Source organism: Agromyces bauzanensis (assembly GCF_014645655.1).
GTDB lineage: Bacteria > Actinomycetota > Actinomycetes > Actinomycetales > Microbacteriaceae > Agromyces > Agromyces bauzanensis.
The window spans coordinates 38386-53650 of sequence record NZ_BMMD01000016.1; the positions used below are offsets into that span (position 1 = coordinate 38386).

18 protein-coding genes and 1 pseudogene are annotated in these 15265 nt (G+C 69.9%); 10 read left to right on the top strand and 9 right to left on the bottom strand.

Features of this window, described 5'->3' with window-relative positions; translation table 11 throughout:
- The first annotated feature begins 141 nt into the window (after positions 1-141).
- The 4 genes from IEX31_RS13405 to IEX31_RS13420 are packed head-to-tail and all read left to right on the top strand — an operon-like array spanning position 142 to position 2138.
- Entirely contained in the window at positions 142-423 is a 282-nt protein-coding gene (locus IEX31_RS13405) for a DUF3892 domain-containing protein (protein WP_188743932.1), read from the top strand.
- A gap of 11 nt (positions 424-434) precedes the next feature.
- A complete protein-coding gene (locus IEX31_RS13410; RefSeq protein WP_188743933.1) occupies positions 435-956 on the top strand; it encodes a hypothetical protein in 522 nt (173 codons plus the stop codon).
- Positions 957-1014: 58 nt separating this feature from the next.
- Positions 1015-1557 (top strand): hypothetical protein, encoded by a 543-nt coding sequence (locus IEX31_RS13415; protein WP_188743934.1) that lies wholly within the window; start codon positions 1015-1017, stop codon positions 1555-1557.
- The gene (locus tag IEX31_RS13420; protein ID WP_188743935.1) at positions 1557-2138 is read left to right on the top strand and encodes an Rv1352/Rv1906c domain-containing protein; all 582 of its coding nucleotides are present in this window, start codon (positions 1557-1559) and stop codon (positions 2136-2138) included. Before IEX31_RS13415 ends, IEX31_RS13420 begins: the two co-directional genes overlap by 1 nt.
- Positions 2139-2198: 60 nt before the next feature.
- Here IEX31_RS13420 and IEX31_RS13425 read toward each other — a convergent pair whose 3' ends face one another.
- Positions 2199-3110 (bottom strand): DNA-methyltransferase, encoded by a 912-nt coding sequence (locus tag IEX31_RS13425; RefSeq protein ID WP_229662354.1) that lies wholly within the window; start codon positions 3108-3110, stop codon positions 2199-2201.
- A 69-nt stretch (positions 3111-3179) separates the two neighbouring features.
- Here IEX31_RS13425 and IEX31_RS13430 point away from each other — a divergent pair, with 69 nt between their 5' ends.
- Positions 3180-3683: a flavodoxin family protein gene (locus tag IEX31_RS13430; RefSeq protein WP_188743936.1), complete on the top strand. Its 504-nt coding sequence runs from the start codon at positions 3180-3182 to the stop codon at positions 3681-3683.
- A 30-nt stretch (positions 3684-3713) separates the two neighbouring features.
- Here the strand turns inward: IEX31_RS13430 and IEX31_RS13435 are convergent, their stop codons facing one another.
- From IEX31_RS13435 to IEX31_RS13460, 6 genes are all read right to left on the bottom strand, one after another.
- The gene (locus IEX31_RS13435) at positions 3714-4028 is read right to left on the bottom strand and encodes a hypothetical protein (protein ID WP_188743937.1); all 315 of its coding nucleotides are present in this window, start codon (positions 4026-4028) and stop codon (positions 3714-3716) included.
- A 108-nt stretch (positions 4029-4136) separates the two neighbouring features.
- Positions 4137-5186: a lipoate-protein ligase LplAB gene (lplAB, locus tag IEX31_RS13440; protein WP_188743984.1), complete on the bottom strand. Its 1050-nt coding sequence runs from the start codon at positions 5184-5186 to the stop codon at positions 4137-4139.
- 141 nt (positions 5187-5327) lie between these two features.
- The gene (locus tag IEX31_RS13445; protein WP_188743938.1) at positions 5328-6176 is read right to left on the bottom strand and encodes an alpha/beta hydrolase; all 849 of its coding nucleotides are present in this window, start codon (positions 6174-6176) and stop codon (positions 5328-5330) included.
- A 57-nt stretch (positions 6177-6233) separates the two neighbouring features.
- Positions 6234-7079 (bottom strand): transglutaminase family protein, encoded by an 846-nt coding sequence (locus IEX31_RS13450; RefSeq protein WP_188743939.1) that lies wholly within the window; start codon positions 7077-7079, stop codon positions 6234-6236.
- Entirely contained in the window at positions 7076-8005 is a 930-nt protein-coding gene (locus IEX31_RS13455) for an alpha-E domain-containing protein (RefSeq protein WP_188743940.1), read from the bottom strand. Before IEX31_RS13455 ends, IEX31_RS13450 begins: the two co-directional genes overlap by 4 nt.
- On the bottom strand, positions 7999-9777 hold the full coding sequence (locus IEX31_RS13460) for a circularly permuted type 2 ATP-grasp protein (RefSeq protein ID WP_188743941.1): 1779 nt from the start codon (positions 9775-9777) through the stop codon (positions 7999-8001). The genes IEX31_RS13455 and IEX31_RS13460 overlap by 7 nt, the downstream gene beginning before the upstream one ends.
- A 205-nt stretch (positions 9778-9982) precedes the next feature.
- Here IEX31_RS13460 and IEX31_RS13465 point away from each other — a divergent pair, with 205 nt between their 5' ends.
- Positions 9983-10405 (top strand): MarR family winged helix-turn-helix transcriptional regulator, encoded by a 423-nt coding sequence (locus IEX31_RS13465; RefSeq protein ID WP_188743942.1) that lies wholly within the window; start codon positions 9983-9985, stop codon positions 10403-10405.
- A 5-nt stretch (positions 10406-10410) separates the two neighbouring features.
- Complete coding sequence (locus tag IEX31_RS13470) at positions 10411-11937, top strand: MFS transporter (protein WP_188743943.1); 1527 nt, start codon at positions 10411-10413, stop codon at positions 11935-11937.
- Here IEX31_RS13470 and IEX31_RS13475 read toward each other — a convergent pair.
- Positions 11930-12052 (bottom strand): hypothetical protein, encoded by a 123-nt coding sequence (locus IEX31_RS13475; RefSeq protein WP_425549684.1) that lies wholly within the window; start codon positions 12050-12052, stop codon positions 11930-11932. The genes IEX31_RS13470 and IEX31_RS13475 overlap by 8 nt on opposite strands.
- Positions 12053-12543: 491 nt before the next feature.
- Between IEX31_RS13475 and IEX31_RS13480 the strand changes: the two genes are divergently transcribed.
- Positions 12544-14199 carry a long-chain fatty acid--CoA ligase gene (locus tag IEX31_RS13480; RefSeq protein WP_229662355.1) on the top strand — a complete coding sequence of 552 codons (1656 nt, stop codon included), beginning with the start codon at positions 12544-12546 and terminating at the stop codon, positions 14197-14199.
- A 27-nt stretch (positions 14200-14226) separates the two neighbouring features.
- On the opposite strand, the gene IEX31_RS13485 is transcribed toward IEX31_RS13480, so the two are convergent.
- A complete protein-coding gene (locus IEX31_RS13485) occupies positions 14227-14427 on the bottom strand; it encodes a transposase (RefSeq protein WP_188743944.1) in 201 nt (66 codons plus the stop codon).
- Between IEX31_RS13485 and IEX31_RS19625 the strand changes: the two are divergent.
- A pseudogene (locus tag IEX31_RS19625) lies at positions 14398-14527 on the top strand (transposase); the annotation flags it as partial. The gene IEX31_RS13485 and the pseudogene IEX31_RS19625 overlap by 30 nt on opposite strands.
- A 506-nt stretch (positions 14528-15033) precedes the next feature.
- Positions 15034-15252: a hypothetical protein gene (locus tag IEX31_RS13495; protein WP_188743945.1), complete on the top strand. Its 219-nt coding sequence runs from the start codon at positions 15034-15036 to the stop codon at positions 15250-15252.
- Positions 15253-15265: the final 13 nt, after the last annotated feature.

Sequence of the window (15265 nt, forward strand, 5' to 3'; positions counted from 1 at the left end):
CATGCGTCACGATAGCGGGTCCTGCCGTCGCACTCGCGGCGCATCGCCGATAACTCCTCTTATCGGATGCCTCGCGCCGACTGCTGCCTCTTCCGCTCTACCTTCAACGACGTCCCCAACGCCGAACGAAGGAGCCAGAACATGCCGTTCATCCGTCGAGTCAGGGTGCAGTCGCCCGGGCTCCGAAGCGAGCACATCACGGCCGTGCAGTACTCCAAGACGATGTCCGGGCCGCTCACGGTCGCGTCGACCGACGCGATGGTTCGCGCCATCGACGCCGGCACCGTCATCTACAGCCGCCACGACGTCACCGGAGCCCAGGCGCTGGTGATCACCCGCGCCGGCATCAACGGCCGGCGCCATCTCACGACCGTCGCCGACGGGCGGGAGACCGACAACCTCCTGCAGCTACCGCGGTTCTGAAGGAACCCATCATGACCGAAGAGTCCAATCCACAGGTCGACGTTCAGGCTGAACCCGACAAGCGCGCCGACATCGCCGATCCTGCTGTTCCGGGCACGCCGCCGGACGCAGGCACCCCGAGTACGCGACATCTCGCCTTCGGAGCAGCCGGCATCGGGATCGGTCTCATCGCAGGCGTCGTCGTCGGCGCACTCGCGGGGCCGCTGTTCGGTGCCATCACGGCCGCCGTGACCCCGAGTCCCATCACGAGGGCCGTGGAGACCTGCGATGTCGCCGACAACGCCTGGATCGTCGTGGGCGACGACGGCGACAGCGTGTCGCTGCAGACCGAGGGCGATGAAACCAGCGGGGCGGAACTCACCGACGTCGTCTGCGTGCTCGTGGAACTCGACGTGCCCGACAGCGTCATCACTCGCATGGACAGCACCCGCGCGCTCGATGGGCGCCAGACCGCCGAGTGGGACGACCTCTCGGCGTCGTGGGGCTATCACCCCTCGAACGGCCTCGACATCGTGATCGAGTTCACCGGCTGACCCGGCGTTGCTCGCCCGCGACACACTCCCAACCCAACCAAGTGAAAGGCAACCACTCATGAACACTCGCATCAGCATCACCGCCGCCGCCATCCTGCTCACCGGCCTGGCCCTCACCGGGTGCGCACAGACCGGCGGAGCGACGACCTCGCGCGACGAGCCCGCGGCCGTGGCATCCGACGCACCGGCGCCGGCGCAGCCCGACGTGACACCGTTCGGGGGGACTTTCACCTACGAGGACGGTGTCGCCCTGACCGTCGCTGCCCCGGCGCCCTACACTCCGTCGCAGTACGCGGCCGGCGCGACACAACCGAACAACGTCACCATCACCTTCACGGTCGTCAACGGCAGCGACGCGACCATCGAACTGCTCTCGATGCCCGAAGTCACCTCGGGAGGAGTGAAGGGCGAGTCGATCACCGACCTGTCGAACGACACCGTGGCGCTCGAGCCCTTCGGGGGCAACGCCGACGTGCTCCCAGGGCAGTCGTTCTCGTGGACCATGGCGTACTCGCTGGCGGATGCCGCAGACGTGACCGTGTCGATCGCGCCGACGCCGTTCGAATACGGCGCGGCCATCTTCTCAACGGTGGCCGGCTGATGTCCGGGGAGGCCACGGCTGACCAGAGCGCGGTGCCGGCGGGAAGTCAGCTCGCCGGCAAGAAGTCGTGGAATCCGCTGCTCCTGGCGCTGATCGCGGCCGGTGTCATCGCCGTCGTGGCCCTCGTCGCGGTCGTGACACTCAGCGTGACGCGCGTGAACGAGACCACGGAGCTTCGCGAGGCGCTCGAGAGCGAACAGGACCGCGCCGAGAGCCTGAGCGGTCAGCTCGAGACCTACAAGGACCGTGAGCTCGACCTCATCGAGCGTGAAGGCGCGGTCGACACGCGAGAAGCGGAACTCGACCGGCGCGAGACCGAGATCTCGACGACGGAGGAGCGGGTCGCCGCGACGACGCTCAAGGACGGGTACGTCTACACGGTGGGCTCGACCATGGAAGCGGGGACGTACCAGGCGGACGCCACCGGGAGCAGCTGCTACTGGGTGGTCACCGTCTCGGGAACCAACTACTCCGACATCGTGGAGAACGACTACGGCACCATGGGCAGCATCACCGTCACTGTGGCAGCTGGGCAGGACTTCAGGTCCAGCGATTGCGGCGACTGGACGAAGGTGGGTTGAGCACCGACCCCGGCCGGCGCGGGGGCGCTGGCCCTTCGGCTGCTCGCGACATCCGTGAGATCAACCCGCGGTGAACTCGACGCCCGCGACATCCTTGAACCGGGCTCGCATGACCTCGATCGCCTCGGTGTTCTCGTCGACGAGCACGAAATGCCGGCCGAGCGTCGCCGCGACCGCGCCGGTCGTGCCCGACCCCGCGAAGAAATCGAGCACCCAGTCGCCCTCGCGCGTCGACGCCTGCACGATGCGGCGAAGGATCCCCTCGGGCTTCTGCGTCGGGTACCCCGTCTTCTCGCGCCCGGTCGGCGACACGATCGTGTGCCACCACACGTCGGTCGGCAGCTTGCCGAGCTCGGCCTTCTCGGGCGTCACGAGCCCGGGCGCCATGTACGGCTCGCGATCGACGGCGCTCGAGTCGAACCAGTAGCGGGCTGGGTCCTTCACGTACACGAGGATCGTGTCGTGCTTCGTCGGCCACTTGCGCTTCGCCTTGGCGCCGTAGTCGTAGGCCCACACGATCTCGTTCAGGAAGCACTCCCGCCCGAACAGCGCGTCGAGCAGCACCTTCGCGTAGTGCGCCTCCCGGTAGTCGAGATGCAGGTAGAGCGTGCCGTCGTCGGCGAGCACGCGCCACGCCTCCGTGAGCCGAGGCTCGAGGAACGCCCAGTAGTCCTCGAAGCGGTCGTCGTAGCGCAGCAGGTCGCCGCGGATGCGCTCGTACTGGCGGCCCTGGAAGCCGGTGATGGTTCCGGATGCCGCGGGGCGCGGGGCATCCGTCACCTGCTCGCCATCCGAGCCCGCGGCGAGCGCGGTCGCCGCGACCCGCACGTGACGCGTCGCCCGCCGCGCCTGCATGCGCCCGGTGTTGAACGGCGGATCCAGGTACACCAGCGTGAAGCGCCCGTCGGGCAGGGTCGGCAGCACGTCGAGGTTTTCAGCGTGGATGATGCGGTCGGGTTCGTCGGATGCCACGGCTCCAGTCTGCCAGCGGGTTCACCTCATCGCGCGGTCGGCGTAGGGTGGCGCGGGAGGGGGTCCGACATGCGAGTGATGGTGGTCTACGAGTCCATCTGGGGAAACACCGAGCAGATCGCGCGCGAGATCGCTGCGGGCATCGGGGCTGAGACGGTCGATGTCGTGGATGCGGCATCCGCACCGCCCGCGATCGAAGACGACGTCGACCTGCTGGTGGTCGGCGGGCCGACGCACGCGTTCTCGATGTCGAGCACGTCGACCCGCGAGTCGGCGCGCCAGCAGGGCGCCACGCGGATCCCCGCGAGCGGCATCCGGGAGTGGATCGAGCGACTTTCGGCTCCCAGCAGCGCCGTGGCGGTGGCGACGTTCGACACGCGCACGGTCTCGCCGCGGCTGCCCGGGTCCGCCGCGAAGAAGGCGATGAAGAAGCTCGTCGCGCTCGGGTTCCGGCCCGCGGCCAAGCCCGAGACGTTCGGCGTGCACGGCTACTCGGGACCCATCGCCGACGGCGAGCTCGAACGCGCGAAGGCGTGGGGCGCAGGGCTCGAGGGCGTGCTGCCGCTCAGCTGAGAACACGGCGCCCGCGACCCGCGGAGCCCCTCAGCCGCGATCGATGTCGAGCCGGATGCGCCCGCGGAATCGATCGGGGTGCTCGTCGTCGGCGCCGTCGGAGGCGAACGCGATTCCCTTGTCGCCGTCGCCGGGCAGCGGTGCCGGCGCGGGCAGGCGGCTCTGGCGGTCGAGCTCAGCCTGCGCCTCGTGCTTGCGGGGCGCGAACACCTCGTCGCCGATCATCATGACGCCGCCGCCACCGCGGCGGGTCTTGTCGGAGAGGTCGATCCACCCGCGTCGCACGGCGAGCCATGCGCCGCCGACGACGAGCACGGCGATGCCGACCCAGATCCACCAATCCACCCGGCGATTGTACCGGGGATGGCTGAGCCTTCCTCGCGGGTTGTGGACGAGGCATCCGGATGCCTCGGAGGTATCGTCCACCGGAGCGCGCAGCGTCGCGCCCGCCCGTCAGGGCACGCGGTAGAGCCACTCCCGGGTCGAGAACTTCGACGCGACGAGTTCCTCCGCCTCGGCGAGCTCATCCGCAGTGACCGATCCGGGCATCGCGCCGTACAGTCCCGTGAATGTCTGCTTGAGTGCCTCGATGACCTCGGCGCGCGGCAGACCCGTCTGCGATCGCAGTGGATCGACGCGCTTGGCCGCCGACGCGATGCCCTTGTCGCTGATCTTCTCGCGCCCGATGCGCAGCACCTCGAGCATCTTCTCGTTGTCGAGGTCGTACGCCATGGTCACGTGATGCAGCACTCCGCCCGAGCCGAGTCGCTTCTGCGCGGCTCCGCCGATCTTGCCGGCAGGGCTCGCGATGTCGTTGAGCGGCTGGTACGTCGCCTCGACGCCGATGGAGCGCAGGCCCTGCAGCACCCAGTCGTCGAGGAACGCGTACGAGTCGGCGAAGCTCATGCCCTGCACGAGCTCGGCGGGCACGTAGAGCGAGTAGGTGACGACGCTCCCCTTCTCCATCATCATCGCGCCGCCCCCCGAGATGCGCCGCACGACCTCGAAGCCGTACCTCTCGGCCCCGTCGGGGTCGACCTCGTTGCGCACCGACTGGAACGAGCCGATCACGACCGCCGACTCCTCCCACTCCCAGAAGCGCAGCGTGGGCTTGCGCCGCCCCTCGCCGACCCGGGTGGCGAGCACCTCGTCGAGCGCCAGGTGCAGTCGGGGCGCCACGGCGGGGTCGTGCACGAGCTCCCATTCGTAGTTCGACCAGGTCGTGGCATCCGTCATCCCGCGTCGCACCGCGACCGCGACGGCGTCGGCCGAGAAGCCGAGCATCACCGCGTCGGGGCGCAGGCCCTTCGTGACCGCCGCGGCGATCTGCTTGGCGTCGGATGCCGCGGGAAGGCCCTCGAGCGCCCGGTTCAGGTCGTCGAGCGCCTCGTCGGGTTCGAGGAAGAAGTCGCCAGCCACGCGCGGGTTGCGGATGACGCCGTCGACCACGTCGAAGTCGACGACCACGAGCTTGCCGCCGGGAACCTTGTACTCACCGTGCATGAGGTCCAGCCTACGGTCGCCGGATGCCGCGACGGGGGCGCTGTCCATGCCCGCGCAGGAAACCGGAGGGTTCACAGGAGGTGAACTCGCACTCGCTCCGGTGAATCGGCCGTTCTCCTGCGAAGCTCAGGGTGCAGGCGATCAGTCGACCGCGAACCGCTCGTCGAGCCAGCGGATGAGGTCGGCGCGCACCTCGGCGCGGTTCGTCTCATTGAAGACCTCGTGCCTGGCCCCCTCGTAGACGATGAGCTGCGCGTCGACGAGCCCGCTCCGCCGCTGGTAGTCCTGCAGCAGCCGCAGCGCGCTGCGCTCGCCCGCGACCGGGTCGTCGGAGCCGATCATGATGAGCAGCGGCAGCTCGCTCGGGATGCGCTTCGACGGCCGCGTCATGAGCGTGAACGACTGCGGCCAGCCGAACAGCTGCTGCAGCGTGCGGTTCGTCGTGTACGGGTCGGCCTCCCACGCCGCCGCGACATCGGGATCGCGGCTCAGCCACTCGACGGCGGTGCCACCCGGTCGCGCGAAGCGCTTGTTCAGGTCGCCGATGTTCGTGTAGCCGAGCTGCAGCCAGGCGGTGCCGGTGAGCACGACGGCGTCGTAGCTTCCGGGATGCCGGTTCACGACGTGCTGGGTCATGAACGAGCCCCACGAGTGCCCGAGGATCACGAGCGGCACGTCGTCGCCCTCGGTCTCGCGGATGACCTCGGTGAACCGCTCGACGGCGGCGATCGCCGCCCGCATGCCGCCCGGGCCCGGCTGGCCCATGCGGTCGAGGTCGCCGCCGTGCTGCTCGAAGCCCGTCTGCCCGTGCCCCCGGTGGTCGTCGGCCCACACCGAGTACCCGGCGTCGTTCAGCGCCTGGATGAGCTCGGCGTAGCGGCCGATGTGCTCGCCGATGCCGTGCGCGAGCTGCACCACGGCGGTCGGGTCGGGCACGCGCCACGACTGGTAATGGATGCGGACCCCGTGGTCGTCGGTGAACGTGGGCATGCGGCCATTGTGGCAGTCGCGGCATCCCCTCGGTTCCGAACGTGCCGGGCCGCCGACTCAGCCGACCCGCGTGATCTCGACCGACACGAACAACTCGGATGCCCCGGGGCCCGCGTAAACCCCTCGCAGCGGGGGCACGTCGCTGTAGTCGCGGCCACGCCCGACGAGCACGTGCAGGTCGCCGACCTCGGCGAGGTTGGTGGGGTCGTAACCGCGCCAGTCGCCCGCGAACCACTCCACCCACGCGTGCGACTCGCCGATGACGGTCTCGCCGAGTGCCGCGCCCGGATCGGGATGCAGGTAACCCGACACGTACCGCGCAGGGATCCCGACCGACCGCAACGCGCCGAGCGCCACGTGCGCGATGTCCTGGCAGACGCCCTTGCGCTCCGCCCACGCCTCGCCAGCGGTGGAGTGCACGCCGGTCACCCCCCGCACGTACTCCATGCCGCTGCCCACCGCGCGGCAGATCTCGAGCGCCGTCTCGCCGACCGGAGCGCCCTCGTCGCGGATCTCGCGGGCGAGCGCGGCCACCTCGGCGGGCGGCGCGGTCGCCGTCGACAGGCCGGATGCCTCGACGAGGCCCACCGCGGAAGTCGCTGCCGCGGCCAGCTCGCGCCAGCCGAGCTCGATGCGGCGCACCGGCGCCGGACGCACCTCGACGAGGCTCGTCGCGGTGACCGACAGCTCGCGGTGCGGCGTGAGCACTTCGAACGTGGAGACGCGCGTGCCCCAGTAGTCGAGGTACGAGTGCTGCGTCGCGCCCGGACGGATGTCGAGCCCGGCCTGCAGTATGAACTGCTCGCCGCCCGAATGCGGCAGCATGCGCGCCTCGTTGTACGACGCCGTCGCGGGCTCGGCGTAGCTGAACCCCGTGCGATGCACGATGCGGATGCGGCTCACGTGACCTCCCCGATCCAGACCGGCACCACGCTCGACGGGAAGTAGCGCTGCCGGACCGCCTCGCTCGCCGACGACGTCACCGTCTGGACGTGCTCCATGTATGCCGACAGGTCGGTGAGGATCTCGGCGATCGGACGGTACTCGAGCTCGGAGCGGATCTGGCCGAGCAGTCGCCGCGCCTGGTCGGTCACGCCGACCCTGCCGGCCCGCGGGTCTATCTCGCGCAGCGACTCTTCTGCGCGGATGACGCTCGAGATGATCGAGCGCGGGAACAAGCGGTCGAGCAGCAGGAACTCCGCCGCCGACTGCGACGACGGCACCCCGCGGTAGCTGCGGAGGTACGCCTCATAGCCGCCGCAGCTGCGCAGGATCGTGGTCCAGCTCGGCCCGCTCGCCTCGGTGAGCGAGCGGGTTGCGAGCAGGCGCGCGGTCATGTCGGCGCGCTCCATGGCGCGGCCGAGCGCGAAGAAGTGCCACGCCTCGTCGCGGCTCGTCGCGGAATCGACGACGCCGATCGCGAGCGCCGCGCGGTCACGCACCCAACGGAAGAACTCGTGCGTCTTGTCGTGGCCGATGCGCCGCGGCATCCGCGCGTTCGTCTGGTTCAGCGCCTCCCACAGCTCGGTCGAGACGATCTCCCGGGCGCGCCGGGCGTTCTCGCGGGCTGCGGCGATCGAGTGCGCGATCGACGCGGGGTGCGTGGGGTCGACCGCGAGCAGCGCGATCACGTCGTCGCGTCCGAGCGCGACATCGTCATTCGCCTCGCTGCCCATGACGGAGAGGAGCGAGCGGCACGCGGTGTCCTCGTCGATCCACGGGTCCTCGAGGAGCAGCTGCAGGTGCACGTCGAGGATTCGCGCGGTGCCGTCGCTGCGCTCGATGTAGCGGCCGATCCAGAACAGCGACTCGGCGATGCGGCTCAGCATGGCGTCACCTCCCCTGCCATCGGTGGTCGAGGGGCCCGCGAGGCAGCCGTACCGAGATCTGGTGATCTGGTCTCGGTACGCGCGCTGCGCGCGCTACTCGACCACCGGACCTGCTGCTGCTGCTGTTGCTGTTGCTGGGCGGGCTCCTCCTCGTCCTGCGGCGACGACTCGGGCAGGTGCAGGCCTGGGTCGGGCCCCGTCGAGGCGACGACTGGCTCCGCGGCGGTCGCCGGCGCGGCCTGGTCCGCGACGAGCGCGCCGACACCTCGGGCGTGCGCACCCGCCACGGCGACGGGCCCGGTCGCGAGCTCCCGGTCGAGCACCCACGTGTCCTTCGAACCGCCGCCCTGACTCGAGTTCACGACGAGCTGGCCCTCGGGGAGCGCGACCCGCGTGAGCCCACCGGGCAGCACCCACACGTCGTTCCCGTCGTTCACGGCGAACGGGCGGAGGTCGGCATGGCGCGGGCGCATGCCGTCCTCGACCAGCGTGGGGATGGTCGACAGTTGCACGACGGGCTGCGCGATCCAGCCGCGCGGGTCCTTGCGCAGGCGCCCGCGCAGCTCGGCGAGCGTCGACTTCGAGGCATCCGGACCCACGACGAGGCCCTTGCCGCCCGAGCCGTCGACGGGCTTCACGACGAGCTCGTCGAGTCGGTCGAGCACCTCGGCGAGCGCGTCGGGCTCCTCGAGCCGCCACGTGTGCACGTTGGGCAGTAGGGGCTCCTCACCGAGGTAGTACCGGATGAGATCGGGCACGTACGTGTAGACCAGCTTGTCGTCGGCGACGCCATTGCCCACCGCGTTCGCGATGGTCACGTGGCCGAGGCGGGCGGCGAGCATGAGGCCCGGGGCCCCGAGCACCGAGTCGGGCCGGAACTGCTGCGGGTCGAGGAACTCGTCGTCGACACGGCGGTAGATCACGTCGACGCGTGTGGGGCCGGCCGTCGTGCGCATCCACACGCGCCCGCCCGAGCAGAACAGGTCGCGCCCCTCGACGAGCTCGACGCCCATGAGCCGGGCGAGCAGGGTGTGCTCGTAATAGGCGGAGTTGTGCACCCCGGGCGTGAGCACGACGACCGTCGGATCCTCGACGCCCTCGGGTGCGCTCGCACGGAGCGCCTGCAGGAGCCGGTTCGGGTAGTCGCCGACGGGCCGGACCCGCATCGACACGAACAGCTCGGGGAGCGTCTGCGCCATCACCCGGCGGTTGGAGATGACGTAGCTCACCCCGCTCGGCACGCGCACGTTGTCTTCCAGCACCCGCCACGCGCCCTGCTCGTCGCGGATGACGTCGATGCCGGCGACGTGGATGCGCACGCCGTTGGCGCTCACGATGCCCGCGGCCTGGCGGTGGTAGTGCGTCGACGAGCTGATCAGCGCCGCCGGGATGACCCCGTCGCGCACCGCGTACTGCGGCCCGTACACGTCGGCGAGGAACCGCTCGAGCGCCCGCACCCGCTGCGCCACACCGGCCTCGACGTGCATCCAGTCGGATGCCGCGATGACGCGCGGCACGGCGTCGAGCGGGAACGGCCGCTCCTCGCCGGCGAAGTCGAACGTGACGCCCTGCGCGAGGTACGAGCTCGCCAGCGCGTCGGTGCGGCCACGGAGCTCCTCCTGCGACATCCGGGCGAGCGCGGGATAGAGCTCGCGGTAGGGCTCGCGCACGCTCACCGCGTCGGCGGGGAACATCTCATCCCACGGGCGGCTCGCGCGCCGACGCGTCCGGCCCGACCGGGTCGTGGCGTAGCCGTCGAAGAGGGTGCCCATGACGGAAGGCTTCCAGCCGCCGGTTACCGCGGTGTTTCGGGCATGCGTCGTGCGGGCGGCATCCGACGACCGACGGTCAGCCCTCGAAGGGATTGCGCAGCTCGACCCCCGACACGCGCAGGCCGTGATCGAGATCCTCGGTCCAGAGCGCCCGGCTCGGCCGGCAATTTTACTTAGCAAGCCTAATGAGCTAGCCTAACGATCCATGGCCACCATCGCAGAACTCAGCACCGAACTGCGCATGGCGACCTTCCGGCTGTCCCGGCGGCTTCGCGCGCAGAAGGCCGACCAGGCGCTCTCCGACGCCCAGTTCTCCGTGCTCGGCGGGCTCTTTCGCTTCGGGAGCCAGACCCTCACCGAGCTCGCCGAGCGCGAGCGGGTGTCGGCGCCGTCGATGAACCGCACCGTGAACTGCCTCGAGGAGTCGGGCTACCTCGCCCGCACCGCCGACGAGATCGATCGCCGCAAGGCCAACATCGCGCTCACCGACGCGGGCCACGACGTCGTGCGGGAGACGCTTTCCAAGCGCGACGCGTGGCTCACCACGCGCCTCCGTGAACTCTCGAAGGAGGATCGCGCCATCCTCGCCCGTGCCACCGAACTGATGGGAGGACTCGCCACCCGATGAGTGCCATGTTCCGCTCCCTCGCCGTGCGCAACTATCGCATCTGGTTCATCGGCGCCCTCGTCTCGAGCGTCGGCACCTGGATGCAGGCGACCGCGCAGAACTGGGTGGTGCTCACCGAGCTCACCGACAACGACGCCTTCGCCGTCGGCATCACGATGGCCCTGCAGTTCGCACCCCAGCTCCTGCTCGTTCCGGTCACGGGCCTCATCGCCGACCGCTTCGACCGGCGACGCACGCTCATGTTCACCCAGGGCGCCATGATGCTGCTCGGCCTGTCGCTCGGCGTGCTGCTCGTCACGGGTGTCGCCCAGCTCTGGCACCTCTATGCCTTCGCGCTCGCACTCGGCGTCGTGAGCGCCGTCGACACGCCCGTACGCCAGACGATCGTCACCGACCTGGTGTCCGACTCGCACATGTCGAACGCCGTGGCGCTGAACTCCGCGTCGTTCAACTCCGCGCGGCTCATCGGCCCTGCGGTCGCAGGCCTGCTCATCGTGGTCGTCGGCTCGGGCTGGGTCTTCATCGCCAACGCGGCCACGTTCCTCGCGATGCTCGGCGCGCTCGCCCTGCTCCGCACCGACTCCATGCGGCAGCACGTCAGGGGGCCGCGGCAGCGGGGGCAACTGGTCGCCGGGTTCCGGTACCTCGCCGGCCGGCCCGACCTCGTGGTCGTGTTCGTGATCGTGTTCCTCATCGGTGCCTTCGGCATGAACTTCCCGATCTTCGCGTCGACGATGGCGGTAGAATTCGGTCGCGGTGCCGGCGAGTTCGGCCTGCTCTCCTCGATCCTCGCGATCGGATCGCTCGCCGGGTCGCTGCTCGCGGCACGACGCGACCGCGCCCGCCTGCGCGTGGTGATCATCGCCGCGGGGTTCTTCGGCCTGGCCGCGCTCATCTCGTCGCTGATGCCGACCTTCTGGGCCTTCGCGGCCTCGATGGTGCTCATCGGGCTCGGCGTGGTGACCGTCCTCACGACGGCGAACGGCTACGTGCAGTCCACGACCGACCCCGCCCTGCGCGGTCGGGTCATGGCGCTGTACATGGCGGTCATGGTCGGCGGCACCCCGGTCGGCGCTCCCATCGTGGGCGCCGTTGCCGACGCGTTCGGACCCCGATGGGCGCTCGGCGTGGCCGCGGCGTCCGGAGCGGTGGCCGCACTCATCGGCCTTGGCTGGCTCATCGTCGCGCGGGGCATGCACCTGACGAGGCATCCGCAGAACCGGTGGCGGCCGGTCGTCCGATTCGCGGATGCCCCGACGGCGGCCCTCGCCGCGATCGCCACCCAGCCCGTCGAGGTCGTTCGCGACGTGGCCGCCGAGCAGCGCGTCCGGGATCGCGATCGCACGCTCGTGCCACCGGTCCCGACCGACCGACTCGTCCCGGCGGACTTCTCGGAGGAGGTGGCGCTCACCACGCCGATCCCGCTGCCGAAGCCGTTGCACCGATTGACGGAGCATCCGCAGTCCGGGCGTCGCGAAACGGACGCCCACTGCGAGACGGGCGGCCGCTGCGAGGCAGCATCGGCTACTTGATGCCGGTGGTCGCGAACCCCTTGATCAGGTAACGCTGCCCGATGAGGAACGCGAGGAAGAGCGGGACAAGGCTCACGACCGACGTCGCGAACGTATCACCGTAGTCCGGCCGCACCGCCGTCGAGCGACAGCAGTGTCGGGTTCACCTGACGGACCGGTGCGTCCAGCTGCTGTTCGGTGAGGTCGATCTCTGACTGCACCGTGAGGTGACGGACCGCGAGCCGCTTCGACGTCTGCCGGCTCAGGAGCGGTGATCAGCAACGCATGGATCTGGTTCATCACCTGCGCCCGCGTCTTCGCAGCCGAGCGGCGCTCACCGATGAGGATCCGCATCGACTCGGCAGCACCGTCACCAGTCTCCGGGATCGCGGTGTCCGTGCCGGCCAGGACCGAGACCGCGGCCTGGTGCGTGTGCTTGTGCGTACCGACGCCCGCGACCAGAGCCACCGGCGACGGCGGGGTGGCCGGATGCGGGGCGACTGTCATGCTCGTCCCGGGTGATGTTCCCGCCCGGCCCGCAGCGACCCCGGCGAAGTGTATATTGGTGGCGTATCCAGGTTCGTCATCGACGCCTCAACGAGGAGGAACATTTCCGTGCACAGCACAATGCAGCAGGGGCCCCTGCTGACTTCCGAGATCCTCACCTACGCGTCCCGTTTGCACGGGTCCACCGGCGAAGCGGTGACCTGGACGGCCGACGGGCCGCGCCGGGTCTCCTACGCCGAACTCGGTCGGCGCACCGCCCGGTTGGCCAATGCCCTGCGCGCCAAGCTCGGCGTCACCCCCGACCAGCGGGTCGGGACGTTCATGTGGAACAACTCCGAGCACGTCGAGGCGTACTTCGGCGTTCCTTCCATGGGTGCGGTGCTGCACCAGTTGAACATCCGGCTGTTCCCGGAGCAGTTGGTATACGTCGCCAATCATGCCGAGGATCAGGTCGTCATCGTCGACAACTCGCTGGCACCCGCGTTCGCCAAACTGCTGCCCGAGATGAGCACGGTCCGGCACGTCGTGGTCAACGGGCCGGTTCCCTCCGAAGTGCGGGCGGCGTTGGACGCATCAGGTCGTGAGGTGCACGACTACGAGCAGCTCATCGGCGACCAGCCCGACACCTACGACTGGCCGCGGCTCGACGAGACCCAGGCCGCGGCGATGTGCTACACGTCCGGTACGACCGGAGAGCCGAAGGGTGTGGTCTACAGCCACCGGTCGATCTTCTTGCACTCCCTGCAGCTCGGTCTGGCATCCACCATCGGGATCGGGCCGACCGACCGGGTGCTTCCCGTCGTCCCCATGTTCCACGCCAACGCGTGGGGCCTGGTGCACGGAGCACTCGCCATGGGGGCGAGCCTGGTGCTGCCGGACCGGTTCCTGCAGGCCGAACCCCTCGCCGCGATGATCCAGCAGGAGCGGGTGACCACAGGCGGCGGGGTGCCCACCATCTGGGCGGGCCTGCTCAACCACCTGGACACCCACGAGGTTGACACTTCCTCGCTGCGCGCACTGCTCGTCGGTGGTGCGGCCTGCCCGCCGGCGCTAATGAGGGCGTACGACGAGCGCCACGGCATCCAGGTGCTGCATGCCTACGGCATGACCGAGACGTCTCCGTTGGCCAGCGTGGCCGTGCCCCCGCCTGGGGTGGAGGGCGAGGAGGCGTTCCGCTACCGGGTTACCCAGGGCCGACTCGCGGTCGGAGTCCAGGCTCGAATCGTGGCCGCCGACGGATCCTCGCAGCCCTGGGACGGTAAGGCCCAGGGAGAGCTTGAGCTCGCCGGCCCCTGGATCACCGGCAGCTACTTCCGTGCCACACCAGAGGAGATCGCCGAGGAGTTCGACGACGGCTGGTTGCGCACAGGGGACATCGCGACCGTCACCCCCGACGGCTACGTGACCATAACCGACCGGTCGAAAGACGTCATCAAGTCCGGTGGAGAGTGGATATCGTCCGTCGACTTGGAGAACGTCCTCATGGGCCACCCGGCCGTGCTGGAGGCCTCGGTGATCGGCGTGCCCGACGAGAAGTGGAGCGAGCGCCCGCTGGCCGCTGTCGTCGTGCGCGACGGGCATTCAGTCACCCCCGAGGAACTGCGGGAGTTCCTGTCCGGCGAGTTCGCCCATTGGCAGTTGCCTGAACACTGGGCGTTCGTTGAAGAGGTTCCCAAGACCTCCGTCGGCAAGTTCGACAAGAAGGCCATGCGGGCCATGTACGCCGAGGGGGAGCTGTGGGTGCAGACCGTAGAGTCAGCACCCGCCCAGCAGTAGCCCCGGCGGCGGTAGCCCTGCCGGCAGTCAGGCCCGTCGTCTTGTCTGACGCGAAGATGCGGTGGTGGGAGGGCGTGGTGCCGCTTTCAGGTGCGCCGGGGTGGGGAACGTGGTCATGTCGGTCCCGGTTTCGGCGAGGATCGACTCGGCCAGGTGCGGGCTGATCCCGGGGATCGTCGCCAGCCGGGGTCCCGGCCCTACCGGCGCGCCGTGCGTGCGCGAGGACACTTCCCCGAACGACGCCGCGGCGCTGAAGTGCCTGCACCTCGTCACGCGGTCGCTTGACCCGACGGGGCGTGGCAGGGCACGCTGGGCACCTCACGAATGATGTCGGCGTGGGTTCAGGCGACGGGGCCGGACTGGGGGTACATCGCTTCTCGATAGGTCGCGAATGGCGGGTGTCACTCGCCACATGCGCCTTCTCGATCCCGTGCGAACCTGATAGAACTCCAGACCCACAGGCAGGCGAACGAGGCAACCGGCACGGTGCGCGGCCGCGGGCTCACCCAGGGGCACGGCGGCGGGCATGTATCACCACCCTGCGGTAACTTGGTCGTGGCGAGCGTCGCCGTGGGCAGGTATCATCGACTCCGCCGGCGGGGCGCCTGCGCCCGGCGCCACACCCGAGGTCGCGCAGGAGACGCGCGCTCCGTCGGCGAGATCCGTCGCCGTACCCGCGGGAGCCTTCATCGACCACCCGACAATGCTCGCCGTGCGGCCGGTGCCCGGTGCCGGACTCGCCCTGCCCGACGCGAATGCCACAGCAGACCGCTCGTGATCGAGCACGGGCATCTCGACCGACCGGACGAGTCCGCGGCACCCACACCACAGACCTTGCGCATCATCGGGGTGAAGGGCTCGGGCGGGGACCTCGGCACGCTCATCGAGCAGGGCCTCGCGGTGCTGCCGCTCCTTCAGGGCCTCTGCGCACTCGTCGTCGGGCCGATCGGGTCGTCGCGCACGGCGTGCGCGGCCCTGCTCGTCGCGCGAGCGGGTCCGTCGGAGCTCAGGCCCGGACGGCCGCCTCGTCCTCTCCCATGGCCGCCACGGTAGCAGGCGCACCGCC

Excerpts from the sequence above, each read along its gene's own strand:
- IEX31_RS13480 (WP_229662355.1), top strand. The coding sequence starts at position 12,544 with ATGCAGCAGGGGCCCCTGCTGACTTCCGAGATCCTCACCTACGCGTCC.
- IEX31_RS13455 (WP_188743940.1), bottom strand. The coding sequence starts at position 8,005 with ATGCTGAGCCGCATCGCCGAGTCGCTGTTCTGGATCGGCCGCTACATC.
- IEX31_RS13415 (WP_188743934.1), top strand. The coding sequence starts at position 1,015 with ATGAACACTCGCATCAGCATCACCGCCGCCGCCATCCTGCTCACCGGC.
- IEX31_RS13465 (WP_188743942.1), top strand. The coding sequence starts at position 9,983 with ATGGCCACCATCGCAGAACTCAGCACCGAACTGCGCATGGCGACCTTC.
- IEX31_RS13420 (WP_188743935.1), top strand. The coding sequence starts at position 1,557 with ATGTCCGGGGAGGCCACGGCTGACCAGAGCGCGGTGCCGGCGGGAAGT.
- IEX31_RS13410 (WP_188743933.1), top strand. The coding sequence starts at position 435 with ATGACCGAAGAGTCCAATCCACAGGTCGACGTTCAGGCTGAACCCGAC.
- IEX31_RS13470 (WP_188743943.1), top strand. The coding sequence starts at position 10,411 with ATGTTCCGCTCCCTCGCCGTGCGCAACTATCGCATCTGGTTCATCGGC.
- IEX31_RS13430 (WP_188743936.1), top strand. The coding sequence starts at position 3,180 with ATGCGAGTGATGGTGGTCTACGAGTCCATCTGGGGAAACACCGAGCAG.
- lplAB (WP_188743984.1), bottom strand. The coding sequence starts at position 5,186 with ATGCACGGTGAGTACAAGGTTCCCGGCGGCAAGCTCGTGGTCGTCGAC.
- IEX31_RS13445 (WP_188743938.1), bottom strand. The coding sequence starts at position 6,176 with ATGCCCACGTTCACCGACGACCACGGGGTCCGCATCCATTACCAGTCG.
- IEX31_RS13460 (WP_188743941.1), bottom strand. The coding sequence starts at position 9,777 with ATGGGCACCCTCTTCGACGGCTACGCCACGACCCGGTCGGGCCGGACG.
- IEX31_RS13405 (WP_188743932.1), top strand. The coding sequence starts at position 142 with ATGCCGTTCATCCGTCGAGTCAGGGTGCAGTCGCCCGGGCTCCGAAGC.